Consider the following 26,613-nt stretch of genomic DNA (forward strand, 5'->3'; position numbering starts at 1 on the left):
CGCTCGAACGGTGCCCGCACCCGTGACCTCCCCGCCGCCGCCCGGCCCCGCGCCGGCCGACGGCTCCGCCACGGCCATCGGATCCGTTCCGGCCGACGGCCCCGCACCGGCGACCGGATCCGCCCCGGAACACGGCGCGGCTCCCGTCGGCACCGGAACCCCGACCCCGGCCCCGGCCCCGGCCGAGGGGCAGCCGGCCCGCTCGCCCTGGCCGCGGTTCGCCGTACTGGTGGCGATCCTCGGCGCGGCGGCCGGATCGCTGCTGCTGTGGAGCCCCACCGCCCTGCTCGACGGCGGACTGTCCCACGGGATGCCCTGGTACTGGCGCGGACCCCTGTTCGCCGCGGTGTACGCGGTGGGAACGGTGGCGTTCTTCCCCCGGCCCGCCCTGAACGCGGCCGCCGGACTGCTGCTCGGACTGCAGGAGGGCCTGCTGCTCGCCGTCCTGGGCACCACCCTCGGCGCGGCCGCAGCCTTCGGGCTCGCCCGCTGGCTGGGACAGGACGCGCTGCGCCGCCTGCTGCGCGGGCGCGTACTGGTGGCGCTGGACCGGCGCTTCACCGACCAGGGCTTCCGCAGCGTCCTGCTGCTCCGGCTGTTCCCCGGCCTGCCGTTCCAGGCGGCCAACTACGGCGCCGCCGTCTCCGGGGTCCGGTTCGGCTCCTTCATCGGGGCGACCGCGCTCGGGGTGGTCCCGGTCACCGCGGTCTACGTCGCGGCGGCGGCCACCGCGCGCGAGCCCGGATCGACCGGCTTCCTGCTCTCCGTCGGGGCGCTCGGACTGCTCGGGCTGGCGACCCTGGCCCAGGTCGGACGGGCCGCTGCCCGGCGGCGGCGCACGGTTACTGACTGAGCGCCGGGCGTCCGATCCGGCACGCCGGGCGCGCGGGAGATCAAATCCGCTCGGCCGGTCGGGGTCGTTGTCGGTCCCGTGTGAAATCGTTCCCGCATTGTTGACAGAAGGTCAATTGCGCGGTGACCGCGACCGATATGGTCTACGCGCGCAACCGTACGTCGTTCCCCCGCGTCGCAACTGGTGCCCGGGTCCACCCGGGGCCCCGGCGCGGCGCGACTCGTACGGACCGCGCGAGCGGGCACGACACCGGTGATCAGTGCGATACTCGGACAGTTCCGACGAGTGGATGACGTGTCAAAAGGACACGCGCACCGGGGGACCTGTACGGAACAGAGGCAGGGAGGCGCGGCATGGGAGCACTTCGCGACGAGCACCACAACGGGTGGCTGATGCCCTCCGGGAGCTACCCGGCCGCGGTGTACGACGACGAGTGGGTCGAGCAGGAGACGGTGTCGTCCTCGCCCGCCCCGACGAAGATCGTCTCCCTGCGGCCGACCGGGTTCGAGGCGGCCCGTACGGTCGGCGAGCACATCCGGGCGAGCATCCCGGTCGTCATGGACCTGACCGAGATGGAGGAGGCGGAGGCCAAGCGCATGGTCGACTTCGCCTCCGGCCTGATCTTCGGCACCCGCGGCGGCATCGAGCGGATCGCCAAGCGGGTCTTCCTGCTCACCCCGGCGGAGGTCGAGGTGATGGTCATCGACCGCCCGCTCGACGAGACCGGCTTCTACAACCAGAGCTGACCGGCGGCCGCGCGGACCGCGGCGCCCACGACCGGGGACGGCACTCGCCGTCCCCGGTTTTTTGCTGCCCGCCGACGGCCCACGGCCCGCTTCCCGTCCGCTGCCCGCCACCCGCCCGCCCGCCGGTCGCCCCCGCCCGCCGTCCGCTGCCCGGGACCGGACAGCGATGGCTCGATTGAAGCACCAAGGATAATAATGAGACATCCATGTCTCATTCGGAGTACACTCGCCTCATGGCCACCGACCGTGACTCCGTTCTCGAAGCCGCCGTCGGCGTGCTCTCCCGCCGCCCGACCGCCCATCTCGACGAGATCGCCCGCACCGCGGGCATCAGCCGCGCCACCCTGCACCGGCTCTTCCCGGGCCGGGACGCGCTGATCCGCGAGGTCGGCATGCTCGGGCTCCAGCGCTTCGGCGCCGCGCTCGACACCGCCGCCGTCGAGGAGGGCGACCCGCACGCCGCGCTGCGCCGCCTGGTCGACGCGGTGGTCCCGGACGCCACGCTCTGCGCCTTCCTCGCCGGGGAGAACCAGCTCTACGACGACGACCGGGTCAACGACCTCTGGGAGTCCCAGATCGCCCGGATGCACGCCCTGTTCCTCCGCGGACAGCAACAGGGCGTGTTCCGCGTCGAACTCTCCGCCGCCTGGCTCAGCGAGGCCTTCTTCGACCTGGTCGCCGGGATCGGCTGGGCGATCCAGGACGGCCGGCTGGCCCCGCGCGACGCCGCCTTCTCGCTCGCCGAGCTCTTCCTCGGCGGCGCGCTGCGCGCCCCGCGACCGCTCTGACCCCGCGGCCGCCCCGACCCCCCGCGCGCCACCGATCCCCCACACCCTCACCCCACCTGCCGCACACCGGACCGGAAACCGGACACCGATACCCATGAGCAGTACCGTCCACCTCCAGCCCCGCCAGCGCTGGACCGGCCTCGCCGTCCTCGTCCTGGCCGTCACCCTGGTCGCCGTCGACGCGACCGTCCTCTCCCTGGCCATCCCCTCGATCAGCGAGACCCTGCGTCCCAGCGGCACCCAGCTGCTGTGGATAGGCGACGCCTACTCCTTCGTGCTCGCCGGACTGCTGGTCTCGATGGGCTCGCTCAGCGACCGGATCGGCCGCAAGCGCCTGCTGCTGATCGGCGCCACCGCGTTCGGCGCCGCCTCGCTGCTGGCCGCGTACTCGCCCTCCGCCGGCTGGCTGATCCTGGCCCGCGCGCTGCTCGGCGTGGCCGGGGCGACGATCATGCCGTCCACCCTGTCGCTGATCCGGACCCTCTTCCCGGACGACCGCGAGCGGGCCACCGCGATCGGCATCTGGGGCGCCGCCGCGACGGCCGGCGCCGCGCTCGGCCCGGTGGTCGGCGGGGTGCTGCTGGAGCACTTCTGGTGGGGTTCGGTCTTCCTGCTGAACATCCCGGTGCTGGTGCTGCTGCTCGTGTTCGGCGCCTGGCTGCTGCCCGAGTCCAAGGACCCGAACCCGGGCCGCTGGGACGTGCTGAGCGTACTGCTCTCGCTCGCCGGTGTGATCGGCGTGGTCTACGCGATCAAGGAGGCGGCCGCGCACGGCGTCCTGCGCTGGGACGTGCCGGTCACCGCCGTACTGGGCGCGGTGGCGCTGACCGTGTTCGTCCGGCGCCAGCTGCGGCTGGACACCCCGCTGCTGGACGTCCGGCTGTTCCGCGACCGCCGGTTCACCGCCGCCGTGCTGGCCTCGCTGATCGCGCTGATCGGGCTCTCCGGCGTGGTCTTCGTGACCTCCCAGTACCTCCAGCTGGTCCGCGGCTACCCGCCGCTCAAGGCCGGCCTGGCCGAGCTGCCCGCCTTCGCCGGCGCGGTGGTCGGCGGTCTGCTGACCGCCCGGCTGGTGCGCCGCACCGGGGCCCGGACGGCACTGACCGCCGGTCTGCTGGTGATGGGTGTCGGGATCGGCATGCTCGGCTGGATCCAGCAGGACTCCACCTATCTGCTGCTGGCCGCCGCGTTCCTGCTCGTCGGCACGGCCGAGGGTGTGGTGTACACGCTCGGTGCCGACCTGGTGCTGACCGCCGCGCCCGCCGACCGGGCGGGCGCAGCGTCGGCGGTCTCCGAGACCGCGTACGAGCTGGGCACCGCGCTCGGCATCGCCCTGGTCGGCTCGGTGGTCGGCGCCCTGTACGCGGGCCGGCTGGTGGTCCCGGCGGGGGCGGACCCGGCGACGGCCGCGCAGGCCGGCGAGTCGCTGGGCGGTGCGGTGGAGGCGGCCCACGGGCTGCCGGACACTCTGGCCGGACCGCTGCTGGAGAGCGCCAGGACGTCCTTCGTCCACGGCGTCAACGTCGCCGGGATGCTGGCGGGCGCGCTGCTGCTGGGTGCGGCGGTGCTGGCCTGGCGCCTGCTGCGGGGGCTGGGCGACCGGACCGTCGCGGGCGCCCCGGAGCTGCCGACCGCGGCGCCGGAGCCGGAGCGGACCCCGGTGCACTGACGACCGGTGCGCCGACCCGCTGAGGCACCGACCCACCGGCGCGGGCCGCTCCCGGAATCCCCGGGGCGGCCCGCGCCGTCGTGCGTTCCCCGCCGGTCGGAGTCGGCTCAGCCGGAGTCAGGGCAGCCGGTCGGTGTACTCGATCAGCATCCGGCGGCTGTTGCGCAGTTCCATCAGCGGTGTGCCGTCCTGCGCGTACACCTCGGTGCGGACCCGTTCGGTGTCGACGTGCTCCTCGCGGACGGTCCGCCGGCGCTCCCGGTGGCGCAGCTGCGACCAGGCGTACGCGTCCGCCCGGCCGAGCCGGTACACGGCCCCGAACCGGGCCGGGCCGGACCGGGCCGGGCCGGGCCGGACCGGACCGGGCGGGCGGCTGTCGCTCAGCCCGCGCCGAAGGGGAGTTCCAGTTCGGCCCAGACCACCTTGCCGTCCCTGGTCAGGCGGCTGCCCCAGCGCTGGGCGAGTTCGCTGACCAGGAACATGCCGCGACCGCCCTCGTCCTGTTCGGCGAAGGGGCGCAGCTGCGGTGTCTGGCCGCCGGTGTCGGCGACCTCGACGGTGAGCACCCGGTCGCGGAAGAGCCGCAGCCGGCGCGGGGCGTCGGCGTGCAGCAGGGCGTTGGTGACGAGTTCGCTGACCAGGAGTTCGGCGTAGTCGGCGAGGGCGGACAGGCCCCAGTCGGCGAGGGTGCTGCGGGTGAAGCGGCGGGCCTTGCCGGGGAGACGGCCGTCGCCGGTGAGCGGGAGGGTGGCGACGCGGTCGGTGGGCAGGGGCAGTGCCCGGGCCATGATCATGGCGATGTCGTCGTCGCTGCCGCCGCTGACCAGTGCGGCGAGCACGGCGTCGCAGTTCTCCTCCAGGGTGCGGCCGGGGCCGGACAGGGTGCGGGCGAGCAGGTCGATGCCCTCGTCGAGGTCCTGGCCGCGCCGTTCGACCAGGCCGTCGGTGTAGAGGGCGACCATGCCGCCTTCGGGGAGGACGAACCGGACCGATTCGAAGGCCACGCCGCCGACGCCGAGCGGGACGCCGGGCGGTGTGTCGATCCGCCGGGAGGTGCCGTCCGGGGCGACCCAGACCGGGGGCAGGTGGCCGGCGGAGGCGATCTGGAGGGTGCGTTCGAGCGGGTCGTAGACGGCGCAGACGCAGGTGGCGAACTGGCCCTCGCCGATGCCGGAGGCAGTCTCGTCCAGGCGGGTGAGTACCTGCTCGGGCGGCATGTCGAGGGTGGCGAGGGTTCGGGCGACGGTGCGCAGCTGTCCCATGGTGGCGGCGGCCCTGATGCCGTGTCCCATGACGTCGCCGACGACGAGGGCGACCCGGCCGCAGGAGAGCGGGACGACGTCGAACCAGTCGCCGCCGACCTCGCTGGTGACGCTGGAGGGCAGGTAGCGGTAGGCGATCTCGAGGCCGAGGGTGCGGTGGATCTCCTGGGGCAGCAGGCTGCGCTGGAGGGTGAGTGCGGTCTCGCGTTCGCGCCGGTAGAGCCGGGCGTTGTCGATGGCGAGGGCGGTGCGGGCGACGAGTTCCTCGGCGAGTGCGACGTCGGAGGCGGTGAAGGGTTCGGGGTTGCGCATCCGGATGAATTCGGCGCCGCCGAGGACCATGCCCCGGGCGGTGACCGGGAGCATCAGGTAGGAGTGGATGCCGGCCGCGAGGCCGGGGGCGACGCGGTCGGGGCTGGCGACGAGGCCGCGCAGGACTTCTTCGTCGACGTGGGCGCGCAGCAGGGGGCGGCCGCTGCGCAGGCACTGGTTGTAGCTGCGGCCGGGGGCGTATTCGGTGACTTCGCCGACGGTGTCGACGGCGTGCACGAGGCCGGTCTCGTAGGATTCGCCGACGGCGACGGCGCGCAGTTGGACGCTTCGGTCCTCGGGGATGGGGGTGGGTTCGGCGCCGCGCAGGACGGTTTCGAGCAGGTCGACGGTGGCGAAGTCGGCGAATCTGGGGACGACGGCCTCGATGAGTTCTTCGGCGGTGCGCTGGAGGTCGAGGGTGGTGCCGATGCGGGCGGTGGCTTCGGCGATGGTGGCGAGGCGTTCCTGGGCGCGGGCGGCGCGGGCTTCGGCCTGGAAGCGTTCGGTGACGTCGATGATCGAGGAGCAGACGCCGAAGACGCGGCCGGTGGAGTCCTCGAGCCGGAAGTAGGAGGCGGACCAGGCGCGGTCGCGGCGGGGGTCGCCGGGGACGCGGCCGTGCGAGCGGGCGTCGACGACGGGTCGGCCGGTGGCGAGCACCTGCTTCATGATGTGTTCTATCTCGGCGCTGTTGATGCCGGGCAGGACGCTGCTGATGCGGCGGCCGAGGTGGGCGGCGACGGGTACGCCGTTCATCCGGGCCAGGGATTCGTTGAGCCGTACGTAGCGCAGTTCGGTGTCGTAGACGGCCATGCCGATCGGGGACTGGCCGAAGATGCCGTCGAGTACGGCGAGGTCGGCCTCGACGCGGTGCAGGGCGGCGGTGTCGGAGGCGGTGGCGAGCAGCAGCAGGGTGCCGCCGGGTCCGGCGATCGGGTAGGTGCGGAATTCGAGGTCGACGGTGTGGCCGTCGCGATGGCGGACGGGGAAGACGCCGGTCCAGCCTTTGCCGCTCATGATGCGGGCGAAGAGTTCGAGGACCTCGGGGCGGTCGCTGTCGTCGGTGAGCAGCCGGGCGGCGTGGTTGCCGACGGCTTCTTCGGCGGTCCAGCCGAGCAGTGCTTCGGCGTCCTCGCTCCAGTGCAGGATCAGTCCGTCGTCCTGGAGCAGGGCGGTGGCGAGGGGGACGAGGCGGTGGCCGTCCGGGCGTGCGGGGGCGGCGCCCGTTCGGGGGCCGGTGGCGTCGGGCGCGTCGGTCGCGTCCCACTCGTCTCTCCGCATGATCAGGCAGCACCCCGGTTCGGCTCGTGCCCGGCCGGGCGGGCCTCGTGGTCCGTGCGGCCGGGGTTCTTCTCCAGACTGCACGGACATGGTCCGCCCGGCGACCCCTTGGTGAGGGTTACCGGTCGGGCAGGTGTACGGGCGTCATGGGCCTACCGGGCGCAGCGTACTCTCAAGAAGGCTCGCCCACTGCCGGATCACTCCGGATCGTCGGAGGCTGTCGTCGGTGAGGAGATTGGCGAGGCCGAGGCCGCGGGCGAGGTCGAGGGTGGCCTGGACGGTTTCGCGCACGCCGGGTCGGCTCTCGTCGGCGCCGAGGAATTCGAGGGCGGCGCGGTGGGCCTCGCGTCCGACGTGTCCTTCCAGTCGGATGATGCGTTCGCGCAGTGGTTCCTCGGTGGCGGCGGCGACCCAGAGCTGGAGTGCGGCGCGGAAGAGCGGGCCGGTGTAGAGGCGGACGATCATGCCGACGACGGCTTCGGTGCGGGCCGGGCCGGCGGGTGGGAGCGTGTCGGTGTGGGCGCGGACGGCGGCGAGGCGTTCGGCGGTGACGTGCTCGACGGCGGCGGTGAAGAGGTCCTCCCGGGTGGGGAAGTGGTGCTGGGCGGCGCCGCGGGAGACGCCGGCGCGCTCGGCGACGACGGCGACGGTGGAGCCGTGCCAGCCGAGCTCGGCCAGGCAGTCGACGGCCGCCGCCAGCAGCCTGGCGCGGGTGGCGCGGCTGCGGTCCTGCTGGGGGGTGCGCGCGGCGGCGGGGTGGGTGGTCATCTGCGGCGGCGGTTCCTGTCCGTGCGGGGGCGGGCGGCTGGTCGATCCTCGCAGACGGCGGTTCGGGTGGTGCGGGGTCGGGGTGGGGTCTCCTCGAGGGGGGTGGCGCGGGACGGGAGGGCTTCTGCGCGGGGACGGGGGCGGAGTGGGGACGGGGTGCGGACGGGAGGGGCATTCGCGCGGGGACGGGACGGGGGCGGGGGCGGTGCGGCCGGGTGGGTGGGGGTGGCGGCCGGGCCGGTGCGCGGGCGGCTCAGCCGGCGGCGGCCGCCTCGCGCTCGCGCAGTTCCCGGCGGAGGATCTTGCCCGCCGCCGACTTGGGGACGGCGTCCAGGAACTCCACCGCCCGCACCTTCTTGTACGGCGCGACCTGGCCGGCCACGAAGGCGGCGACCTCCTGCTCGGTGAGGGCGCTGCCGGGGGCCCGGACCACGAAGGCCTTGGGGCTCTCGGTGCCCTCGGCGTCGCGCACCCCGATCACGGCGGCGTCGGCGATCTGCGGGTGGCTCAGCAGCAGCGCCTCGAGTTCGGCGGGGGCGACCTGGTACCCCTTGTACTTGATCAGCTCCTTGACCCGGTCGACGATGTGCAGGTAGCCGCGCTCGTCGACGAAGCCGATGTCGCCGGTGTGCAGCCAGCCGTCGGTGTCGACGGTGGCGGCGGTGTCGGAGGGGCGGCCGAAGTAGCCCTTCATCACCTGCGGGCCGCGGATCAGCAGCTCGCCGCGCTCGCCGGGGCCGAGGTCGGCGCCGCTGCCGTCGAGCGCGGCGACCCGCAGTTCGGTGGAGGGCAGCATCCGGCCGACCGAGCCCGGCGAGGGGTCGGGGTCGCCCGGGGACATCACGTGGCTGACCGGGGACAGCTCGGTCATGCCGTAGCCCTGGAGGATCCGCGGCAGCCCGAGGCGGCGGGCGCAGGCCTCGGCGAGTTCGCCGTCCAGCGGGGCGGCGGCGCAGAGCAGGTACTGGACCGAGGACAGGTCGAACTCCTCGACCAGCGGGTGCTTGGCGAGGGCGAGCACGATCGGCGGGGCCGCGAGCACGGACTGCACGCGCTGGTCCTGGATGGTGCGGCAGAACTGCTCCAGGTCGAAGCGGGGCAGTACGACCACGGTGGCGCCGCAGCGCAGCGGCTGGTTGAGCAGCGCGGCCAGCCCGTAGATGTGGAAGAACGGGAGCACCGCGAGCACCCGTTCGCCCACCTCGGGACGGAACACGGCGTCGGTCTGGGCGAGGTTGGTGGCGATGGACCGGTGGGTGAGCATGACGCCCTTGGGCAGGCCGGTGGTGCCGCTGGAGTAGGGCAGCACGGCGACGTCCCGGCCGGGGTCGAGGTCGATCGCGGGGGCGGGCCCGGTGGCGGCGAGCAGGTCGGCGAGCGAGAGGTGGCCCTCGGCGCCGTCCAGGACGACGATCCCGGCGAGTTCCCGGCCCTCGGCGGCCAGCTTCTCGGCGGCGGCGCGGGCGGTGGGCAGGAACGGCGACACGGTCAGCAGCCAGCGGGCGCCGCTGTCGGCGAGCTGTCCGGCGAGTTCGCCGGGGGTGGTGAGGGAGGAGACGGGGGTGACGGTCGCGCCGGCCCGCGTGGCGCCGAAGAAGGCCATCGGGTACCGGACGGTGTTGGGGCTGAACAGGGCCACCACGTCGCCCTGGCGGACGCCCGCTTCGGCGAGGCCGGCCGCGACCCGGCCGACGGCGTGGAGGAGCTGCGCGTAGCTGACCGTCTCGCCGGTGATCCCGTCGACGAGGGCGGGCCGGTCACCGTGGCGCTCGGCGTCGCCGAGAACGGCGTCGTGCAGGGCGAGGTCGACGATGCCGACGTCCGGGAATTCGCTGTGGAACACCAAGGCGTGCCTCCTGTGCGGTAGTTGGCGCGGGGCGGGGCGACCGGCGGGAGGTCCTGTGCGACCGGCCGTACGGCGCGCGGACAGGAGCATACGGACAGTGGGCGGTCGGTGCGCCCCTGTGACGGACGTTTGGCGGAGCGCGCGGGGCGCAGGGGTGGCGCGGTACGGCGAAACACGAGGTGGGGCCGGGTCGGCGGTGCGCCGGGGTGGTGGGGCGGGCACGATCCGGTCAGATGCCAGAACGATGATGCGACGATCTGTTCGAGGGCGAATCGGGTGGCGGGGCCAGGGGGCGGGCCGGGCGGAGGGGCCCGGGGGCGGGCCCGGATCAGTACGACTTGGGCAGACCGAGGGTGTGCTGCGCGACGTAGTTGAGCACCATCTCGCGGCTGACCGGCGCGACCCGGCCCACCCGGGTGGCGGCCAGCAGCGCGCCCAGCCCGTACTCCTGGGTGAGGCCGTTGCCGCCGAGCGTCTGCACCGCCTGGTCGACGGTCCGGGCGGCCGCCTCCCCGGCGGCGTACTTGGCCATGTTCGCGGCCTCGCCCGCGGCGGCGTCCTCGCCCGCGTCGTAGAGCAGCGCGGCCTTCTGGGTCATCAGCCGGGCCAGTTCGATCTCCACCGCACACTGGGCCAGCGGGTGCGCGAGACCCTGGTGGGCGCCGATCGGGGTGGACCAGACGACCCGGGTGCGCGCGTACTCGACGGCCCTGCCGAGCGCCTGCCGGGCCAGCCCGAGCGAGAAGGCCGCCGTCATGATCCGTTCGGGGTTGAGACCGGCGAACAGTTGCAGCAGTCCGGCGTTCTCGTCGCCGACCAGTGCTTCGGCGGGCAGCCGCACGTCGTCCAGGAAGACCTGGAACTGCTTTTCGGGAGCGACCAGTTCCATCGGGATGGGCCGGTACTCGAAACCGGGCGTGTCGCGCGGCACGACGAACAGGGCGGGCTTCAGCTTCCCGGTCCGGGCGTCTTCGGTGCGGGCGACGAACAGCACGGCGTCGCAGTGGTCGATGCCCGAGACGAAGACCTTCCGGCCGGTCAGCAGCCAGTCCTCGCCGTCGCGGCGGGCGACGGTGGAGATCCGGTGGGAGTTGGAGCCGGCGTCCGGCTCGGTGATGCCGAAGGCCATCCGGCGGCTGCCGTCGGCCAGACCGGGCAGCCAGTTCCGCTTCTGCTCCTCGGTGCCGTAGCGGGCGATCACGGTGCCGCAGATCGCCGGGGAGACGATCAGCAGGAGCAGTGGGCAGCCCGCGGTGCCGAGCTCCTCCAGGACGATCGCGAGGTCCGTGATCCCCCCGCCGCCCCCGCCGTACTCGGCGGGGAGGTTGACGCCGAGGTAGCCGGCCTTCCCGGCCTCGGCCCAGAGCTCGTCGGCGGGCCGGCCGGCGCGGGCCCGGCCGAGGTAGTAGGCGGAGCCGTAGCGGTTGCCGAGGTCGGCGACGGCGCGGCGCAGGGCGACGCGTTCGGGGGTCTCGATCAGCTGGCTGCCGGGGGCGGTGGTGCGCGGTGCGGACATGGCTGGTCCTTCCGGGCGGTTCTTCGGCGGGGGTGCGGGGCGGGCTTCCGCGGTGGGTGGCGGTACGGGGGTCGGCGACGCGGTGCTCCCAGGACGCCGGGTGCTCCAGGACGCGGGGGTTTTCAGGACGCGGGGGTTTTCAGGACGTGCGGTGCTTGAGGACGCGGCGGGGCTCCAGGACGTGCGGGCTTCAGGACGCGGGCTGCACGACGGCGAGCAGGGTGCCGAGTTCGACCTGCTGTCCGGGAACGGCCCGGAGTTCGGCGAGGACGCCGTCGGCCGGGGCGGTGACCTTGTGCTCCATCTTCATCGCCTCCAGCCAGAGCAACGGCTGTCCGGCGGTGACGGTGTCACCGACCCCGGCCGCGACGCGGACGACGGTGCCCGGCATCGGGGCCAGCAGGGCGCCGGGGTCGGTCCGGCCGACGGGGTCCGGGAAGCGGGGGAGCGCCGTGAGCACGGTGCTGCCGAACGGCGTGTCGACGTACACCCGGTCGCCGTGGCGGGCGACCTCGTAGGTGCGCAGGACCTCCCCCTCGCTCAGTACCACCCGCTCGGCGGAGGCCTCGGCCAGGACCACCCCGGGGTGCCCCTCGGCCCGCAGCCCGTCCCGGGTGAGCCGGTAGCGGACCACCGACTCCGCGCCGTCCTCGGTGCGGTAGCGCCTGACCTGGGGCTGGGACGGCAGATTGCGCCAGCCCGACGGCAGTGCGCCGGTCCGTGCCGCGGACCGGGCGGCCGCCTCGGCGAGGGCGGCGGCCAGCGCCGCGCGTCCGCTGCCCTTGGCGTCCGGCGCGAGCAGCCCGGCCGCGTGCTCGGCCAGGAAGCCGGTGTGCACCCGCCCGGCGAGGAAGGCCGGGTGGCGCAGCGCGCGGACCAGCAACTCCCGGTTGGTGGACGGTCCGTGGACCCTGGCCCGGGCCAGCGCGTCCGCCAGTCTGCGGGCGGCGGCCGTGCGGGTCGGCGCCCAGGCGATCACCTTGGCGAGCATCGCGTCGTAGTGCGGGGTGATCTCGCCCCCTGGCGCGAACCCGGGGTCGAGCCGCAGTCCGGACTCGCCCGTCGAGCTGAACTCCTCGTGATCACACACGAGTTCGAGACGGTGCAGGGTCCCGGTGGCGGGCTGCCAGTCCTTGGCCGGGTCCTCCGCGTAGAGCCGGGCCTCGACGGCGTGCCCGGTGGTCGGCGGCGCGTCCGGGCCGGGGAGCTTCTCCCCTTCCGCCACGGCGAGTTGGAGTGCGACCAGGTCCAGTCCGGTGACGGCCTCGGTGACCGGGTGCTCGACCTGGAGGCGGGTGTTCATCTCCAGGAACCAGAACCGGCCGTCCTCGGCGAGCAGGAACTCGGCGGTGCCGGCGCCGGTGTAGCCGATCGCCCTGGCCGCGCTCACCGCCGCGGCGTGCAGGGCCGTACGGACGTCGTCCGGGAGGCCGGGGGCCGGGGCCTCCTCGATCACCTTCTGGTGGCGCCGCTGCAGTGAGCAGTCCCGGTCGCCGACCGCCCAGACCGTGCCGTGCGCGTCCGCCAGCAGCTGGACCTCGACGTGCCGGCCGGTCGGCAGGTAGCGCTCGCAGAACACCTCGTCCGAGCCGAAGGCCTTGGCCGCCTCCGCCCGGGCGGCGTCGAGTTCGGCCGGCAGGTCGGCGAGGTCCCGGACGATCCGCATGCCGCGTCCGCCCCCGCCGGCGGCCGCCTTGACCAGCAGCGGCAGGTCGGCCTCGGTGGGGGCGTCGAGCGCGTCCAGCACGGGCACGCCGGCCTCGGCCATCAGGTGCTTGGCGGCGGTCTTGGAGCCCATCGCGGCGATCGCGGACGGCGTCGGCCCGACCCAGCACAGGCCGGCGTCCAGTACGGCCTGCGCGAACCCAGGGCTCTCGGAGAGGAATCCGTACCCGGGATGGACGGCGTCGGCACCGGCGTCCAGCGCGGCGCGGACGATCAGGTCGGCCCGCAGGTAGGTGTCGGCGGGCGCGGCGCCGGGCAGCCGGACGGCGCTGTCGGCCTCCCGAACGTGGGGGGCGGCCGCGTCCGGGTCGGCGTACACGGCGGTGGTGGCGATGCCGAGTTCGCGGCAGGTGCGGAAGATCCGGCGGGCGATCTCGCCGCGGTTGGCGACCAGCACGTTGGTGATCGGGGGGTTGGTGATCGGGGGGTTGGCGGTACCGCGCCGGTGGCCGGTGCCGCTCAGGTCGTCGGTGCCGCTCAGGTCGTCGGTGGTCATCGCGGGAAGCTCCCTCACATCCGGAAGACGCCGTAGCCAGGTGCGCCCTCGACCGGCGCGTTGTGGATCGCCGAGAGGCAGAGCCCGAGCACGGTGCGGGTGTCGCGCGGGTCGATCACCCCGTCGTCGTAGAGCCGGCCGGACAGGAACACCGGCAGCGACTCGGCCTCGATCTGCTGCTCCACCATGGCCCGGATCGCGGCGTCCGCGTCCTCGTCGTACGGCTGCCCCTTCGCCGCGGCCGACTGCCGGGCGACGATCGACAGCACCCCGGCCAGCTGCTGCGGCCCCATCACCGCCGATTTGGCGCTCGGCCAGGCGAACAGGAACCGCGGTTCGTAGGCGCGCCCGCACATGCCGTAGTGCCCCGCCCCGTACGAGGCGCCCATCAGCACGGACAGGTGCGGCACCCGCGAGTTGGCGACGGCGTTGATCATCATCGCGCCGTGCTTGATGATGCCGCCCTGCTCGTAGTCCTTGCCCACCATGTAGCCGGTGGTGTTGTGCAGGAACAGCAGCGGAACGGCCCGCTGGTTCGCCAACTGGATGAACTGGGCGGCCTTCTGCGACTCCTGGCTGAACAGAACGCCCTGGGTGTTGGCCAGGATGCCGACCGGGTAGCCGTGCAGACGGGCCCAGCCGGTGGCGAGGCTGGCGCCGTAGCGCGGTTTGAACTCGTCGAAGTCCGAGCCGTCGACGATCCGGGCGATCACCTCGCGCGGGTCGAACGGGACCTTGAGATCGCCGGGCACGATGCCGAGCAGTTCCTCCTCCGCGTACTTCGGCGGCTCGGCGAACCGGTCCGGATCGGGACCCGGCTTGCGGTGGTTGAGCCGGGCGACGATCCGGCGGGCCAGCCGCAGCGCGTCCGGCTCGTCCAGCGCGAAGTGGTCGGCCAGGCCGGAGACCCGGGCGTGCATCTCGGCGCCGCCGAGCGACTCGTCGTCGGACTCCTCGCCGGTGGCCATCTTCACCAGCGGCGGTCCGCCGAGGAATACCTTGGCCCGTTCCTTGACCATCACGGTGTGGTCGGACATGCCGGGCACGTAGGCACCGCCGGCCGTGGAGTTGCCGAAGACGACGGCGACGGTGGGGATCCCGGCGGCGGAGAGCCGGGTGAGGTCGCGGAACAGCGCGCCGCCGGGGATGAAGATCTCCTTCTGACTGGGCAGGTCGGCGCCGCCGGACTCGACCAGGTTCACCAGCGGGAGCCGGTTGGTGAGGGCGATCTCGTTGGCCCGCAGGGCCTTGCGCAGGGTCCACGGGTTGGAGGCGCCGCCGCGCACGGTCGGGTCGTTGGCGGTGATCACGCACTCGACGCCCTCCACCACGCCGATGCCGGTGACCAGCGCGGCGCCCACCGGGTAGTCGCTGCCCCAGGCGGCGAGCGGGGAGAGTTCCAGGAACGGCGAGTCCTCGTCGACCAGCAGCTCGATCCGCTCACGGGCGAGCAACTTGCCGCGCCCGCGGTGGCGTTCGACGTACTTGGGTCCGCCGCCGGCCAGGGCCTCGGCGTGCTCGCCGTCCAGGTCGGCGAGTTTGGCGAGCATCGCCTCCCGGGACGCGCCGTACTCGGCGCCGCCCGGGTCGAGGTGGGTGGGCAGGACGGTCACAGCAGGGCCTCCGGGATGTCGAGTCGGCGCGAACGCAGCCACTCCCCCAGCGCCTTCGCCTGCGGGTCGAAGCGGTGCTGGGCGGCGACGCCCTCGCCGAGCAGGCCGGTGATGGTGAAGTTGAGCGCGCGGAGGTTCGGCAGGAGGTGCCGGGTGATCGGCAACTCCGCCGTTTCCGGCAGGAGTTCGCGGAGCAGCTCGGTGCTGAGGGTGCGGGAGAGCCACTGCCAGCCGGGCTCGTCCCGGGCCCAGACGCCGAGATTGGCGTCGCCGCCCTTGTCGCCGCTGCGGGCGCCGGCCACCAGGCCGAGCGGAGCCCGACGGGTGGGCCCGGGGTCCGCTCCGCCGGACACCGACGCCTCCGCCTCCGGGCCCTCCCGGGCGGTGGCGGTTGCACTGGCGGTGGCGGTGGCACTTGCACTGGTCGTGGCAGTGGCAGTGACCGGCGCGGGCGGGACGGCCACCCGGCGCCCGTCCGGCAGGACGGCGGTGTGCTCGACCTCCCCCGCCCCGATGTGCGCGGCCTCGAACACCCCGTACGGCGCGCCCGGCCCCGGCGGGGCGGTGAGATGGAAGCCCGGGTACCCGGCCAGCCCCATCTCGACTGCCACCCGGCCGAGTTCGCGTCCGACCCGGGCCGGGTCGGCGTCCCTGGCGGTGAGCCGCAGCAGCGCGGAGGCGGCCTCCTCGGTGTCGGCGTCGGCGTGGTCGGTGCGGGCCAGTGTCCACCGCAGTCCGGCCGGCCGCCGGTCGGCCGCCAGCCCGTCCTCGAACTGCCGCCGCACCAGGGCGGCCTTGGCCTCGATGTCGAGCCCGGTGAGGACGAACACCACCTCGTTGCGGTGGCCGCCGAGCCGGTTGAGCCCGGCCTTGAGTGTGGGCGGGGGCGCCTCGCCGCGCACTCCGGAGATCCGCACCCGGTCCGGCCCGTCCGCGGTGAGCCGGACGGTGTCCAGGCGCGCGGTGACGTCCGGGCCGAGGTAGCGCGGACCGTCGGTCTCGTAGAGGAGTTGGGCGGTCACGGTGCCGACGGTGACCGCGCCGCCGGTGCCCGGGTGCTTGGTGATGACGCTGGACCCGTCCGGGTGCAGCTCGGCGAGCGGGAATCCGGGCCGGGTCACGTCGTGCTCGCGGAAGAACGCGTAGTTGCCGCCGGTGGCCTGGGCGCCGCACTCCAGCACGTGCCCCGCCACCACGGCACCCGCGAGCGCGTCCAAGTCCTCGGCCCCCCAACCGAAGTGGGCGACGGCCGGGCCGACCACCAGCGCCGCGTCGGTGACCCGCCCGGTCACCACCACATCGGCGCCGCCGCGCAGGCACTCGGCGATCCCGAACGCCCCCAGATAGGCGTTGGCCGCCAACAGCCCCTCGGGGAGACCGAGTTCCTTGCCGCGCGGCAGCAGATCATCACCCTCGACATGGCCGACGGCCGGATCCAGCCCCAGACTCTTCGCCAACTCCCTCACGGCGTCCGCCAGTCGCGCGGGATTCAGCCCACCCGCGTTGACCACGATCCGCACCCCGCGCTCCAGCGCGAGTCCGAGGCACTCCTCCAGCTGCCGCAGAAAGGTCTTCGCATAGCCGAGCGAGGGGTCCCGCAACCGGTCCCGCGCCAGGATCAGCATCGTCAGCTCGGCCAGGTAGTCGCCGGTGAGCACGTCCAGCGGCCCACCGGTGAGCATCTCCCGCATCGCCGAGAACCGGTCCCCGTAGAACCCCGAAGCGTTCCCGACCCGCAGCACCGCCCGGTCACCCACCCGGGCCTCCGACCCCACGCGCACGCCTACCCCCAGAGGTGGCCCAACGATCGCCGTCGGTGAGCACACTGACACCCACCGGGAGAAAAAGCAATCACGCCTGCTTGTTTTTCTCCCGGCCCCCGGGCGATCAAGGCGCTCGCGTTGTGACTGTCAGCGATAGTTGGCGGTTGTCATCGGTAGTTGGCGACCAAGGCGAGCACTAACCCTGAGTCACCGACCCTGGCGCGGCGAGCTGTGCTCAGCGGAGGACGCCACCCCGTGTCACAGTTCATACGTATCAGCACCCGCGATGGTGTCGACCTGCCATCCTCATTGGGCTGTCCGATCGGGAGTCATGCGAGGAGGCCAGGAGTGGGATGGGGAGCTGGCGGGCTGGGCCAGGGGCCGCTGGGGGTACTGGGAGAGACATATGACCAGTTGCTGTCGCTGTCAGGTCTGACCGAAGCGCAAATCAACGCGCTAGACCTTGCAGGACTGCACGAGGCACTTTCGCGGGTCAATGACGCCATCGCCCGCCCTGATCAATTTCCGAAAATTAACTTCGCAGCGCACAGCGGAAAGATCTCATCGATCCTCGCCGACCGCCCCGCTGAAGGCGCGATGGGGGTACTTCCCCTTCTTCTGCACCGCAAGCGCCTAATCCTGGAGCGGATCACCGAGCTGCGAAGCCAGGAGAAGATCAGTGGCTTGCGCGAGCTCATTGATCGGATTCCAGACGAGGAGACCAAGCAAGCTCTTAGCGAGCGGCTGGCAGCTCTTGAGGTGGCTGCCTCCGAGGTGGAGCATCTGGATCGCGATGCAACAGTACAACAGAGCGAACTTGAGTTTCGGCGGGAGCGGGAGCTTGCGGAACTGAGAATGCAGCTGTCCGAGCGCCGCTGGAAGCTACGTTCAGCACAGCTGGCGCGCGAATCGGTGGCCCCGATGATCGGTGCTGCGCTTCTCGTGGGCCTTGCGATCACCCTCATCATTGCAATGTTTACAAACGTTGAAGTATCCGCGCTCATAAGCAACAGCTTCCTGATCGTCCTGGGATACTTCTTCGGTCAGACGAGCTCCGACCCCCGATCGCGCCGACAGGACAGCAGCGATAGGGATGGCACCTGACCGAATTTACAGACTCAAATGAGCTAGCAGCTGGACGGACATCCATTAAATGTGACCGTTGGCGACAGTGTCGATCAGCAACCGCTGGTTCCGATCACATTCGGAGATCCATTCCTCCATGCGAATGGGACGTGCTGTCCTGTGAGTCATGGGTACGGAAGTCGGGCTCGGGATTCGTTCGGATGTGTGCGGCCTTGATTCTCTGATCAGGCCATACGCGGGTGAGGCGGCGGTCCGGGACCGGCTGCTGCTTGACGGCGGCCGGGCCAGCCGGTGGGCGACGTCGTGGACGATTGACGGTGATCAGGTCGTCTGGCCGGTGCGGGACTTGGGGTCGGTGGCGGTGTTGTCGTCGCAGCCCGTGCGGCGGTTCACGTGGCTGCCGCGGCAGTTGCACCGGCCTGGGCTGGAGTTCCTGGTGTCGACCGGGCGGATGCATGGCTTCGAGTCGTTGGAGGAGCGCTCGCTGCTACTGGTGCTGGACTTCGTCGGGGTGGCGGAGGTGTTGCCGCAGCCGTTCCGGTTGGACTTCGAGCACGTTGGCGGGCGGTCGGCGCACGTTCCGGACTTCCTGGCGGTGATGCCGGACGGCGGGCGATGGGTGCTGGACGTTCGGCCCGTCGGCCTGATCCGGGACGACGACCTGGTGAAGTTCGCCGCGACGCGGGAGGCCACGGCGATCGCCGGGTGGCGCTACAGCGTGGTGGCGGGGTGGCGGCGGCACGTGCTGGGCGTGGTGGACGCGCTGTCGGCCCGGCGGCGGCCGCGTTCGGACCGGCTCAGGCTGCAGCCGTTGCTGCTGGAGCGGGCCGAGCAGGGGCCGCTTAGGTTCGGTGACCTGGTCGGTTCGACTCCGTGGCCCGCTCCGGCCCGGGCGGAGGCAGTCCACCTGCTCTGGCACCGCCGTCTGGGCGTCGACCTGGCCGCGCCACTGGGCGACGGCTCGCTGGTCTGGGCCGGCGGCGACGCGGCGGCTGCGGGAGGCGAGTCGTGACCCGCGGCATCCTGGTCCTGGCACCCGGGTCGGCCGTCGAGGTCGACGGGGTGGAGTGGACGGTCGAGGTGGTGGAACCGCAGGTCGGCCGCATCGTGCTGGCCGGCGCGGACGGCAGCCGCGAGCGCCGGTCGCTGCGCTGGTTGGTCAACCACCCAGGCGTCCGGCCTGTCCTGGCTCCCGGGGCGGCCCCGGTTCTCAGCGGCCGACAAGGCGTCGCCCTGAGCGACCTGACCGAGGAACAGCTGATCCGGGCCCGGATCAGGGCCAAGCACGTGCTGGAGGCCGAGATCGGCTTCCGGGCGGACACCCGTCGCGGGCCCTGCCGGGCGAGCCCCGACTCGCCTACGACCCGGAGAAGACGTCGGTGGGCGAGCGGCGCCGGGCCAAGGCGGCCGAGGTCGCGGCGATGCCCGCAGTCGAGGCCGCCGCGCTGGGCATCCGGTTCATGAGCGAGCGGACGCTGGAGCGCCTGGCCGGGAAGAGCGGCCGTGAGCTGGTGCTAGCCTGCGCGGACGGCCGGTGGACCCGGGCCGGAGGCGGGCATCCGAGTGTCACGGCGGAAGTCCGGGAAGGGATCTTCGCGGTCCGGCAGGAGTCGCTGCGGCGGTCCCGGATGACCATGGCCGCGAGGCACCGGCTGCTGCACCAGTACGTCAACGAGGTGTTCCCCGACTTCCCGCTGGAGGACGTGCCGTCCCGCAACACGTTCGTCGCGGTCTGGCGGGAGTGGTTCGGCCCTGACGGCGCGCGCCAGCGCTACGTCCGCACCGCGCAGACGGCGGAGACCGGACAGCGGGTGGTCGTTCACCGGCCGGGCCAGGTGGTCGCGCTGGACTCGACGCCGCTGCCGGTGAAGGTCCGCGAGTCGGTGTTCGGCGAGCCGGCGTCGGTGGTGCTCTCGATCGCGCTGGACCTCTACACGCACTCGCTGGTCGCGTTCCGCCTGACGCTGGTGTCGGACACCTCGGTGGACATCGCGATGCTGCTGCGGGACGTGATGCTGCCGCTGCCGATGCGCGAGGGCTGGGGCGAGGAAATGGAGTGGCCCTACCCGGGCGTCCCGGCCTCCGTGGTCGCGGAGTTCGCGGGCCACCGGGTCGCCGCGCTTCCGTTCTTCGCGCCGGAGACGGTGACCACCGACCACGGCGGCCCCTACAAGAACCACCACCTGGTCGACGCCCAGCAGGTCCTGGGCTGCAACATCCTGCCGGCTCGCGCTCTGCGGGCCAGCGACAAGTTCGCCGTCGAGCGGGCGTTCTCCTCGATCAAGACGCTGCTGCTGGAACACCTGCTGGGCTTTACCGGCACCGATGTCGCCGACCGGGGCACCGATCCGGAGGCGGACGCGCTGCTGACGATGCCGCAGATGGAGCACGTGATCGCGACCTGGATCGTCAAGGTCTGGCAGAACCGCGTGCTGGGCGAGTACGCGCCGGCCTGGGGCCCGGGCGAGGAGCACAGCCCGAACTCGCTGTTCGCCGCCGCCGCCGTGCAGGGCGGGCTCGACCTGGAGATCCCCTCGCCCGAGCTCTACTACCAGCTGCTACGCGGCCACCACGTCAAGATCCACCAGGGCCGCGGGGTGAAGATCCGCGGGCTCTACCACCACCACCCGGTGCTGGAGGAGGACCGCTTCCGCGGCCCGTCCTCGCGCGGTGGCCAGCACAAGGGCCGGTGGCTGGTCCGCTCGGACCGGCGCGACCGCCGGTCCGTGTTCTTCGAGGACCCCGACGAGCCGAACCGCTGGCACACTCTGCGCTGGACCGGCCTGCCGCCCGAGGGCGAGGTCCCCGCGTTCTCCGACGCGACCGCCACCAGCCTGCTGGCCGAGGTCCGCGCCCGCGGCATCTCACCGCGCACCGACACCGAGCTGCTGCCCGTCCTGCTGGAGATCCTCGGCTCGGCGATCCCGGTCGAGAAGTGGCCGTCCCGGATGACCAAACGCGAGAAGACCGGCCGCTCGCGCCGCACCGCCCAGGCCGCGGCCGCCGCGACGGACCGACCCGCACCCGCGGAGACGCCCGCTCCCCCTGCGGACAACGTGGTGGCCTGGCCCGTCGAGGCGGCGGCGGTCGACGCCGCAGTCGATGCCGAGCGCCGCCGGCTGCGGGAGGCGGGCGTCGTCCGCGCTCCCGTCCCGCCTCCACGGCTGGGCGACAGCCTGCGGCGCCGCCGCTTGTTCGCCCTGCCGCCCGATGACGGCTCCGAGGCAAGGGAGAGTCGTGACCGACCCCATCGGGCAGCCGCATCCGCTCGGCGCGATCCTGGCCGGCAAGCCGCCACGGCGCGACACCTTCGACGGCTGGCAGCACTACCGCGCCAACCGCCGGGCGTTCGTCCCCGCGCCGGTGCTGACGCTGGACCAATGGCGGTCCCTGAGCCCCCGCCAGCGGGCCCTGCACGATCTGCACCGGACGGCGACGCACGCCAACCTGCCGCTGCAGGAGACGCCGATGGCGCTGAAGGTCTCCCGCCTGCTGTCCCGGCGAATCCTCGGCAACGCGCTGCAGCGGACGGCGGCGACCTGGCCGGGGGTGATCGTTGGCGGATGGGGCTACCAGGGCAAGACCGAGACGGCCTGCGAGGTCGCCGCGGAGTTCGAGGACACCTGGCTGGAGATGAACGACTTCGTGAATCCCGGCCTCCAGCGCGGAGTGCGGGCCCTGCACGCCCCGGTCGCCTACGTCCAGACGCCCGTCAAAGCGACACCGAAGAGCACCTGCGAGGCGATCCTGGCCTTCTTCGGCGCTTCCACCGAGAACATGACGCTGCCCCAGCTCATCCGTCAGGTCGCCGGGGCCCTGGACGACCACGGCGTCCTGGTCCTGATCCTGGACGACATCACCCGCCTGCGGCTGCACCGCGTCGACGACCAGGACACCTTCGACCTGGTCCGGGCGTTCATGAGCATGAACGTCACCCTGGTGCTCGTCGGCGTCGACATCGTCGGGTCCAACCTGCTGCGACGGGCCAGCTGGGACAAGCGGAGCCGGCAATGGGCGATGCCGCCCGCAGCAGGAGGCCGCGTCCACGGCCTGGAGATCACCCAGACCGAGCGCTGGTTCGACTTCGTCGAGATGGAGCGTTTCCGTTCCACCACGCCCGCCCAGATCCAGGCGTTCCACGACCACCTCGTCGGTCTGGAGTCCTCCCTGCGGCTGTTCAACGCGGCCCCGGGCATGCTGACCGGCGGCAGCATGCCGGAATACCTCATGCGCCGCACCAACGGCGTCATCGGCATGCTCGACCGCCTGCTCCGCGGCGGCGCCGACGAGGCGATGGACAGCGGCAGGGAACTGCTCGACGAGGAACTGCTCGACCGCATCGTCGTGAGTCTGGACGACCCCGGCCGCGACCCCGGCGCCGGCGAGGTCCCCAGGTCCCGACAGCCCCCTCGGCTCCGGCAGCGGCCCGCAAACCCAAGGCCACGGGACCCGGCCGCGGGGGGCGCAACACGGTCTTCGACGACGACGGCCCCCTGCCCGCGCAGGCAGGGGCCTGACCGGTGGACGACATGCCTGCCACCCCACTGCCCCGCAGCCTGGAGCCACTGCCGGGCGAGAGCCTGACCGGCTTCGTGCTGAGGCTCTCCCACCGCCTGGACCTGCGGCCGACCCAGGTCATTGACCTCACCGGCCTGGCCACGCCCGGTATGACAAAGGCCGCCCGCGCGCCCGCCCGGCTCCTCTTCATACTCGAAGCCGGTGCTCAGGCCCGGTTCGCCCGGCTGGCCCGGCTGAGCAGGGAGGAAGTCAACCAGCTCACGCTCTGGCGCTGGGCCGCCCACTACCCGCCGATCGCCGACGCGGCCGGGCGGCAGGGCGAGTGGACCAGGCTCCGCTTCCTGAACCGGGAGTGGGTGCTCCCGACGTCCACCCGCTACTGCCCGCAGTGCCTCGCGGGCGACGCCAGCGACATCCAGCGCCAGCACGGCGGGCCCTGGAAGCTCGAATGGCGCCTGTCCATCGTGTTCGCCCGCCTGGAGCACAACCGCCTTCTTGCGGACGTCTGCCCGGGCTGCCGCCTCCCGGCCCTGACCGGTGGCTCCACGACCAGCTCCATCGGCCACGGCCTCATCCCCGGCCCCGGCCGGCCGATCCTGCACCCCGCGCAGTTCCGGAACATTCCCGACAGCGAAGCCCGAGGAGTGCCCTGCGGGACCCGGCTCGACTCGGCCGAGATCGCAACTGCCGCCCTCGCCCCGGAACAGGCCGCCCTCCAGCGCAGACTGCTGGAGATGCTCTCGCCGGGCGCCGATCCTGCCGCGTCGTTCCATGCCTTCGCCGACCTGCGGGCCGCTGCCGCGATGATCACCGCAACCTGGCCGAAGGCCGCCGCCCGCTCGCAGCTCCTGGAGAGCGAAGGCGACTTCACAGTCCAGGGACTTCCCTATCCCAGCAGGCGTCTCCCAAGGAAGACCGGAGGCCGCTGGGGAGGGGCCCCGCACACCAGCCAGGCCGCCGCCTGCGTTCTCCGCCTTGCGGACGGCCTCGTCACGCTGCCGGCCATCGAGCTCCGCCAGGCGATCAGCGATCTCATGACGACAGCACCCAGCCTGCACGCGCCCGAATGGGGCCGGACCTGGGCACTCGTCCGCGACGACTGTTCGCCGTCGTTCCAGCGCGAGCTTCAGCAGGGGTCCCGACGTCGATTCTCTCCGGCCGTCCAGGAGGTCGATACCAGCCTGGTGATCCCCGTCCGTCAACGCGGCTACCTACCCGACCACATCCCGCAGCGACTCCCCCGCGAATGGATTGAGATCCTCCTGGTCAACGGGGCTCCCCGCACGATCGGAGACGTCCTCAGCCGCTTCCGTCGCGCCGCGGCAATCCACCTTGTCCAAGCCACGGACGGCACCACGACAGCCGACGCCGCACGGTTCCTCGGTTTCCCCCGACACGAACCGCCGCCCGGCCTCCTCGCCCTCACGCCCACCGCGGACCATCCCTGGACCGAGAAGCACGTCACCGAGCAGCTGCCGGAGGCGTTCGAGGCCCTGGCCCTTTACATCGCCGGCCAGTCACATCCCGTTGACTACCACGAACGGCGCCAGCAACTCGCCTTCTGGCACCTTCCCCAAACCGACTGGGAGAACATCACCGGGCAACTGCCCCCACCCCGCCAGACAGGGCACCGCTACGGCGACAAGCTGCACCGCGAATGCGCCTCGGCCTACATCTGGGCCCGGACAACCAGCGGCGAGTGGAGATACGCACCGATCTTCCGGCCGCCGCTGTCCCCGGTCGCGCTCCACATCAACCAGCCCAGCGTCCGGCACGCGCTTCTCCGACTCATCGACAAACGGCGCGATCGCTACTACACCGCGCTCCGCCAGGCCCTGAACGAGTACGCCCAGGCACTCGCCGCCCCGCCCACACCGTCAGACGATCACCGTCTGTCATCACCAAGCGGAATGCCCGCCAACTACCACTGACAAATCCCTCCGCGACCTCCACAGACGCACAGGCCATCCGCCAACTACCGATGACAGTCACACGCGTTGTGACTGGCAGGGATAGTTGGCCATTGGCGGAGATAGTTGGCCAGGGGGCGATCAAGTAACTGTGAGTTACGAACAGGTTCGGAGATCCACCACCGGCCCGCACGCGGGGGTGGTGTCGTATGCCCATGGGTACGGAGACTGCACCCCGAGTCCGTTCTGACGAGTGCAACTTGGTCCATCTGATCGCGCCGTACGGCGGTGACAGCGCCTGTCGACCTTCCACTTTCTGCGACAATGCATCCTAACTCGCGAGCCGAACATGGCTTCACGGCTAATTATTTGAGGAGTCGGAAGCGCGGTTGAACAGCCCATGCCCGCAGAAACTCTGCCGTGCCGAAAACAGTCGGCCACGGGCTGCCCGTCATAGCGAGCACACCCGGAAGACCCGCCACCACGTCAACCTGGTCATCCAGTAGCTCAGCACTAGCGACGCCGCCGACCACGTCCATGATGGCGGCCGTCAACAGGGCCGTGGTGATGTGATCGATCGGCCTATTGCATCCGGCGATGACGTCCACTGCGTGTGTCGGGCTGAAGCCAATGAGCGGTTCCAGGTTGGGGCCATCCGCGTGCTCGGCCTCGAAAATCTCCTCGTCCCCGATTCCGGGCCCCATGATGTGAACCAGAAATGGCCGGCGCCCGTCGACTTCGCCCAGGTCCGTGACGCCGATCCGATCGGCGACTACGTTGAGGTCGTAGCCACCAGGACGCTTCTCCACGAACCAGGCCGACGAGCCCACCAAGACATCCCGGAGCCGCTCGACTGTCGCGGCAGGAACCGCCTCGGCCAACTCAATCACCAATACTGGACCACTCACAGCGGGAGCCTACTGAACTTGCACTCCTGACATTGTCGGGGCACTGACTCCTGTGCCCAGGTAAGTGCAAGGTCGCGCGCTCAGATGGTGTCCTCGCCTGGGGTCATGTCGTACTCGTCCACGTCGAGCTCGGCGTCGACTGCGGCGAGGAAGTCCAGGACATCGCGCTCCAGATGCCAGCCGAAGAGGTTGGGCGTGTCGGGAGCGTCCGGGTGGCTGGGCGATTCGTCGTGGTCGGTGTCGTTGAAGTAGCGCACGACCTGCAGGACTGCCCCGCCGCCGCCATTCGCCAGTTGGCCCACGAGCTCGGCTACGCGGGCCGTGTGGGGCCGGAGCCTGCAGAGGAGCCGGGCGATCTGTTCGTCGACGCTCAGGCCGGGCTCCCGGCAGACGACCTTCCAGCGGTGGCTGGCGGGAATCGCCTTCGGCTCGGTGAAGCGGCTGCCGCGGACGGACACTTCGTCAGGGGTGATGCCCAGTTGCGAGGTCATCTCGTCGGCGGAGACGTATTGGCTGAACAATGCGAAGTACGCGTACTGGCGGAGAGGCATCCGGGGATGATAGCGGTGCTAGGAGCGCGCGCCGAGCGGGATTTATGCAGGTGGTCCCAGGGTCGGCGGAGACGCGAGTTCGGCGTCACCTGAGCAGTCCCCTTCGCCGCAGCTGCAGCCACGTGGGACCATCCGGTCATGCGTCTGATCGCCGATGGGACCACAGCCGCCTCACGCTTGGTGCTCGTGAACGAACTCGAAACCGATGACGGATACGCCTTCGAGCTGGACAGCCCACTGTTCTTGGCAGTTGGCGATCGGGTCGGCTTCGAGGCCGGCAACCTCGTCGTCGCTCGCGCGAGCGGTGAACGGATCCGGCGCGCTGGCTTCTGGTCCACGCGCTGCCGGATCGGCAATTGCCGCCCCGCCACCACCTCTTGAGCTCGATGTCGGGCTCACGAAGGTGGCCGCAGCCACCGACGCGCTGCGGCAAGATTCACCTCGGCGTCATCGCTCCATGAGCAGACCTCCAGCCACGACAGGTAGCCTCCCTGCGCGAAGACCAGGACTTCGCCAGGGCACTCGCCGGATTCAGTGAAGAGCTGTGCATCAGCCGCTACCACGGTGCCGGGGCCGGTCGGTGCGGGCTCCACCTCGCTGGTGTCGAGCTCGAAATAGGCGGTACCGCACCCGCATGTGCAACGGGATTTCACGCTGAGTCGTGGAACCTGCTGTCGGAGCGCAACGTGAACTGGTTGGTCCGTACTCAGGACGCGCTCAAGCACATCGGCTACGTCATCGGGCAGGCTCTCGGTCATTCCGCCACCGTAGCTGACCAGCGCATTCTGGCTCCGGCCAGTCCCGGCTCGTTGAGCGTGGGGCAGCCTGGGCGCGAACGTCCAGCGCCAGGTCGGTGCCCGCGAGGCGGCCACCGGTGACCTCCGGTCGGCGCTACAGCGCCTTCAACTTTCGCAGCAGTCATGGCCAGCTGGCCAACCGCAGCCTCCGCTACCTTCCGTGATCGAGTACCCACGGCATTGGCCAGCTATCGCTGCCCAAAGT

At 72.0% G+C, this 26,613-nt stretch carries 21 protein-coding genes; 10 read left to right on the forward strand and 11 right to left on the reverse strand.

Translation table 11 applies throughout. The features are described 5' to 3' along the window. Positions 1–10: 10 nt before the first annotated feature. The 4 genes from ACIPYS_RS04775 (at position 11) to ACIPYS_RS04790 (ending at position 4,056) form a co-directional block, all read left to right on the forward strand. The gene (locus ACIPYS_RS04775; protein ID WP_400743139.1) at positions 11–853 is read left to right on the forward strand and encodes a VTT domain-containing protein; all 843 of its coding nucleotides are present in this window, start codon (positions 11–13) and stop codon (positions 851–853) included. Between the two features lie 353 nt (positions 854–1,206). Next, positions 1,207–1,599 (forward strand): cell division protein SepF, encoded by a 393-nt coding sequence (locus tag ACIPYS_RS04780; RefSeq protein ID WP_107452631.1) that lies wholly within the window; start codon positions 1,207–1,209, stop codon positions 1,597–1,599. A gap of 233 nt (positions 1,600–1,832) precedes the next feature. Then, on the forward strand, positions 1,833–2,387 hold the full coding sequence (locus tag ACIPYS_RS04785) for a TetR/AcrR family transcriptional regulator (protein ID WP_400743143.1): 555 nt from the start codon (positions 1,833–1,835) through the stop codon (positions 2,385–2,387). 94 nt (positions 2,388–2,481) lie between these two features. Then, the gene (locus ACIPYS_RS04790) at positions 2,482–4,056 is read left to right on the forward strand and encodes an MFS transporter (protein WP_400743145.1); all 1,575 of its coding nucleotides are present in this window, start codon (positions 2,482–2,484) and stop codon (positions 4,054–4,056) included. A gap of 117 nt (positions 4,057–4,173) precedes the next feature. Here ACIPYS_RS04790 and ACIPYS_RS04795 read toward each other — a convergent pair whose 3' ends face one another. The 8 genes from ACIPYS_RS04795 to ACIPYS_RS04830 all read right to left on the reverse strand — a co-directional run bounded on the left by ACIPYS_RS04795 (position 4,174) and on the right by ACIPYS_RS04830 (position 16,566). Beyond that, positions 4,174–4,368: a hypothetical protein gene (locus ACIPYS_RS04795; RefSeq protein ID WP_400743148.1), complete on the reverse strand. Its 195-nt coding sequence runs from the start codon at positions 4,366–4,368 to the stop codon at positions 4,174–4,176. 68 nt (positions 4,369–4,436) lie between these two features. Next, positions 4,437–6,911, reverse strand: a complete 2,475-nt coding sequence (locus ACIPYS_RS04800) for a SpoIIE family protein phosphatase (RefSeq protein WP_093863438.1) — start codon at positions 6,909–6,911, stop codon at positions 4,437–4,439. 144 nt (positions 6,912–7,055) lie between these two features. Next, the gene (locus ACIPYS_RS04805; RefSeq protein ID WP_093863437.1) at positions 7,056–7,679 is read right to left on the reverse strand and encodes a TetR/AcrR family transcriptional regulator; all 624 of its coding nucleotides are present in this window, start codon (positions 7,677–7,679) and stop codon (positions 7,056–7,058) included. A gap of 253 nt (positions 7,680–7,932) precedes the next feature. Then, on the reverse strand, positions 7,933–9,525 hold the full coding sequence (locus ACIPYS_RS04810) for a 4-coumarate--CoA ligase family protein (protein WP_093863436.1): 1,593 nt from the start codon (positions 9,523–9,525) through the stop codon (positions 7,933–7,935). A 328-nt stretch (positions 9,526–9,853) separates the two neighbouring features. Next, complete coding sequence (locus ACIPYS_RS04815) at positions 9,854–11,041, reverse strand: acyl-CoA dehydrogenase family protein (RefSeq protein ID WP_093863435.1); 1,188 nt, start codon at positions 11,039–11,041, stop codon at positions 9,854–9,856. A gap of 190 nt (positions 11,042–11,231) precedes the next feature. Continuing rightward, entirely contained in the window at positions 11,232–13,187 is a 1,956-nt protein-coding gene (locus ACIPYS_RS04820) for an acetyl/propionyl/methylcrotonyl-CoA carboxylase subunit alpha (RefSeq protein WP_400743953.1), read from the reverse strand. 89 nt (positions 13,188–13,276) lie between these two features. Next, on the reverse strand, positions 13,277–14,875 hold the full coding sequence (locus ACIPYS_RS04825) for an acyl-CoA carboxylase subunit beta (protein ID WP_400743151.1): 1,599 nt from the start codon (positions 14,873–14,875) through the stop codon (positions 13,277–13,279). Beyond that, positions 14,872–16,566, reverse strand: a complete 1,695-nt coding sequence (locus ACIPYS_RS04830) for an acyclic terpene utilization AtuA family protein (RefSeq protein WP_400743955.1) — start codon at positions 16,564–16,566, stop codon at positions 14,872–14,874. Before ACIPYS_RS04830 ends, ACIPYS_RS04825 begins: the two co-directional genes overlap by 4 nt. A gap of 420 nt (positions 16,567–16,986) precedes the next feature. On the opposite strand from ACIPYS_RS04830, the gene ACIPYS_RS04835 reads away from it, so the two are divergent. From ACIPYS_RS04835 to ACIPYS_RS04855, 5 genes are all read left to right on the forward strand, one after another. Beyond that, a complete protein-coding gene (locus ACIPYS_RS04835; protein ID WP_400743154.1) occupies positions 16,987–17,742 on the forward strand; it encodes a hypothetical protein in 756 nt (251 codons plus the stop codon). A gap of 184 nt (positions 17,743–17,926) precedes the next feature. Beyond that, a complete protein-coding gene (locus tag ACIPYS_RS04840) occupies positions 17,927–18,736 on the forward strand; it encodes a TnsA-like heteromeric transposase endonuclease subunit (protein ID WP_400743958.1) in 810 nt (269 codons plus the stop codon). Next, the gene (locus tag ACIPYS_RS04845; RefSeq protein WP_400743156.1) at positions 18,733–19,188 is read left to right on the forward strand and encodes a hypothetical protein; all 456 of its coding nucleotides are present in this window, start codon (positions 18,733–18,735) and stop codon (positions 19,186–19,188) included. Before ACIPYS_RS04840 ends, ACIPYS_RS04845 begins: the two co-directional genes overlap by 4 nt. 1,773 nt (positions 19,189–20,961) lie before the next feature. Continuing rightward, positions 20,962–22,308, forward strand: coding sequence for an AAA family ATPase (locus ACIPYS_RS04850; protein ID WP_400743159.1), 1,347 nt, complete (start codon positions 20,962–20,964; stop codon positions 22,306–22,308). Then, positions 22,254–24,173 carry a TniQ family protein gene (locus tag ACIPYS_RS04855; RefSeq protein WP_400743961.1) on the forward strand — a complete coding sequence of 640 codons (1,920 nt, stop codon included), beginning with the start codon at positions 22,254–22,256 and terminating at the stop codon, positions 24,171–24,173. The genes ACIPYS_RS04850 and ACIPYS_RS04855 overlap by 55 nt, the downstream gene beginning before the upstream one ends. 344 nt (positions 24,174–24,517) lie before the next feature. Here ACIPYS_RS04855 and ACIPYS_RS04860 read toward each other — a convergent pair whose 3' ends face one another. Together ACIPYS_RS04860 and ACIPYS_RS04865 are read right to left on the reverse strand one after the other, a co-directional pair. Further along, entirely contained in the window at positions 24,518–25,060 is a 543-nt protein-coding gene (locus ACIPYS_RS04860) for a DUF6368 family protein (protein WP_400743161.1), read from the reverse strand. A gap of 80 nt (positions 25,061–25,140) precedes the next feature. Then, positions 25,141–25,611 carry a DUF4279 domain-containing protein gene (locus ACIPYS_RS04865; protein WP_400743164.1) on the reverse strand — a complete coding sequence of 157 codons (471 nt, stop codon included), beginning with the start codon at positions 25,609–25,611 and terminating at the stop codon, positions 25,141–25,143. A gap of 138 nt (positions 25,612–25,749) precedes the next feature. Between ACIPYS_RS04865 and ACIPYS_RS04870 the strand changes: the two genes are divergently transcribed. Then, on the forward strand, positions 25,750–25,992 hold the full coding sequence (locus tag ACIPYS_RS04870) for a hypothetical protein (RefSeq protein WP_159425111.1): 243 nt from the start codon (positions 25,750–25,752) through the stop codon (positions 25,990–25,992). Positions 25,993–26,006: 14 nt separating this feature from the next. Here ACIPYS_RS04870 and ACIPYS_RS04875 read toward each other — a convergent pair whose 3' ends face one another. Further along, complete coding sequence (locus ACIPYS_RS04875) at positions 26,007–26,369, reverse strand: hypothetical protein (protein ID WP_093863429.1); 363 nt, start codon at positions 26,367–26,369, stop codon at positions 26,007–26,009. Positions 26,370–26,613 lie beyond the last annotated feature (244 nt).

Origin of the sequence: Kitasatospora sp. NPDC089913, from assembly GCF_044748625.1 — a bacterium.
Taxonomy (GTDB): Bacteria; Actinomycetota; Actinomycetes; order Streptomycetales; family Streptomycetaceae; genus Kitasatospora.

Excerpts from the sequence above, each read along its gene's own strand:
- ACIPYS_RS04780 (WP_107452631.1), top strand. The coding sequence starts at position 1,207 with ATGGGAGCACTTCGCGACGAGCACCACAACGGGTGGCTGATGCCCTCC.
- ACIPYS_RS04785 (WP_400743143.1), top strand. The coding sequence starts at position 1,833 with ATGGCCACCGACCGTGACTCCGTTCTCGAAGCCGCCGTCGGCGTGCTC.
- ACIPYS_RS04790 (WP_400743145.1), top strand. The coding sequence starts at position 2,482 with ATGAGCAGTACCGTCCACCTCCAGCCCCGCCAGCGCTGGACCGGCCTC.
- ACIPYS_RS04800 (WP_093863438.1), bottom strand. The coding sequence starts at position 6,911 with ATGCGGAGAGACGAGTGGGACGCGACCGACGCGCCCGACGCCACCGGC.
- ACIPYS_RS04805 (WP_093863437.1), bottom strand. The coding sequence starts at position 7,679 with ATGACCACCCACCCCGCCGCCGCGCGCACCCCCCAGCAGGACCGCAGC.
- ACIPYS_RS04815 (WP_093863435.1), bottom strand. The coding sequence starts at position 11,041 with ATGTCCGCACCGCGCACCACCGCCCCCGGCAGCCAGCTGATCGAGACC.
- ACIPYS_RS04830 (WP_400743955.1), bottom strand. The coding sequence starts at position 16,566 with ATGCGGGAGATGCTCACCGGTGGGCCGCTGGACGTGCTCACCGGCGAC.
- ACIPYS_RS04855 (WP_400743961.1), top strand. The coding sequence starts at position 22,254 with ATGCCTGCCACCCCACTGCCCCGCAGCCTGGAGCCACTGCCGGGCGAG.
- ACIPYS_RS04865 (WP_400743164.1), bottom strand. The coding sequence starts at position 25,611 with ATGCCTCTCCGCCAGTACGCGTACTTCGCATTGTTCAGCCAATACGTC.
- ACIPYS_RS04870 (WP_159425111.1), top strand. The coding sequence starts at position 25,750 with ATGCGTCTGATCGCCGATGGGACCACAGCCGCCTCACGCTTGGTGCTC.
- ACIPYS_RS04875 (WP_093863429.1), bottom strand. The coding sequence starts at position 26,369 with ATGACCGAGAGCCTGCCCGATGACGTAGCCGATGTGCTTGAGCGCGTC.